Source organism: Coprococcus sp. AF99-45 (assembly GCF_027663865.1).
In the GTDB taxonomy this organism is placed as follows: Bacteria; Bacillota; Clostridia; order Lachnospirales; family Lachnospiraceae; genus Allocoprococcus; species Allocoprococcus comes.
On sequence record NZ_JAQDGZ010000053.1, the window covers coordinates 1 to 1,743 of the forward strand.

The following is a 1,743-nucleotide window of genomic DNA, read 5'->3' on the forward strand; positions in this document are numbered from 1 at the left end:
ATCTTCTTTCTGAGCGGAAGTACCATTGCAGGGGATACGGATAATTCGTCTAATCCCATGCTTAAGAATTCTTCGGTCAGTTCGAGGTCAGCTCCGAGTTCGCCGCAGATTCCGATCCATTTGCCTTCTGCGTGGGCATTTTCGGTTGCCATGCGGATCATTGCAAGGACTGCCGGGTGGTGCGGATCGTAGAAGGCATCCAGCTTCTGGTTCTGACGGTCGATTGCCAGCGTGTACTGGGTCAGATCATTGGTCCCTACGCTGAAGAAATCCACTTCTTTTGCAAGCTCACGGCTCATCATAACGGCAGCCGGTGTCTCAATCATGATTCCCAGTTCCACATCCTCACGGAACGGGATCTTTGCCTCACGAAGCTCTTCTTTGACCTCTTTGATGATCACCTTGATCTGCTTCACTTCTTTTACCGAAATGATCATCGGGAACATAATGGCGATCTGTCCGTAAGCAGATGCCCGGTACAGGGCACGAAGCTGGGTCTTGAAGATCTCCGGTCTTGTCAGGCAGATACGGATTGCCCGATATCCCAGTGCCGGGTTCTCTTCTTTGTCAAGTCCAAAGTAATCCACCTGCTTGTCTGCTCCGATATCCAGGGTACGGATAATGACCTTTTTGCCTGCCATATTTTCTGCAACCTGTTTGTATACCTGAAACTGCTGTTCTTCGGTCGGGAAATCTTCGCTTTCCAGATACAGGAACTCACTTCGGAAAAGTCCGATCCCTCCTGCATCATTTTTAAGTACGGCGCCCACATCGGAAAGATTACCGATATTCGCATAGACATTGATCTTCTGTCCGGAAAGGGTGACATTCTCTTTGCCCTTCAATTCTTCCAGAAGTGTTTTCTGTCTGCGGTCTTCTTCGCGCTTTTCGGTCATAGCCTTCATGGTCTCTTCATCCGGATCAATGTAGACGGTCCCGGTAAAGCCGTCGATGGCTGCCATATGTCCGTCATATTCTTTTGCAAGCCCTTCTCCCAGACCAATAACGGCCGGGATGTTCATGGTCCTTGCAAGGATTGCCGTATGGGAATTTGCTGATCCGTACATGGTTGCAAATGCAAGCACTTTGGACTTGTCGAGCTGAACAGTCTCACTCGGTACCAGATCATCTGCTGCCACGATCACCGGTTCATCTGCCACAACACCGCTTTCCCCGGCATCCGAAAGGATACCGAGAAGTCGGTCCGATACATCTTTTACATCAGCCGCACGTCCCTGCATGTAAGCATCATCCATAGATGCAAACATCCGGGAGAAGTTATCTCCTGTCGTCGCAACAGCATACTCTGCGTTGACTTCCTGGGTGGTAATAATATTCTTAATCGAATCCACATAATCCAGATCCATCAGCATCATCTGATGTACTTCAAAGATTGCCGCATTGGCTTCTCCTACATCTTCCATTGCCTTGTCATACAACTCACCGAGCTGTGCGATCGCAGTCTCCTGGGCATCCTCAAAACGTGCCGCCTCTGCTTCGGTATCCTCTACATGATACCGTCTTACCTGCTTTTCCTGTCTTTTATAGAAAGCAATCTTCCCGATGGCTACGCCACCAAAAACACTTTTACCACTTAGTGTAATCATAATCCTACAGATTCTCCTCTAATACTTTCTGGATTTCGGCAATTGCGTCTTCTTCGTCTTCGCCTTCAGCTGTGATGATAACCTCATTTCCCTTTTTTACGCCAAGACTCATAACTGCCATAATGCTCTTTGCATT

General features: G+C 48.4%; 2 protein-coding genes. Both read right to left on the reverse strand.

Going from position 1 to position 1,743, the window contains the following annotated elements:
• On the reverse strand, nt 1–1,607 hold a 1,607-nt coding region (gene ptsP / locus PGR14_RS15945; protein WP_270223715.1), incomplete at its 3' end, for a phosphoenolpyruvate--protein phosphotransferase.
• Between the two features lie 4 nt (nt 1,608–1,611).
• Nucleotides 1,612–1,731, reverse strand: coding sequence for an HPr family phosphocarrier protein (locus tag PGR14_RS15950; RefSeq protein WP_270223716.1), 120 nt, complete (start codon nt 1,729–1,731; stop codon nt 1,612–1,614).
• Nucleotides 1,732–1,743: the final 12 nt, after the last annotated feature.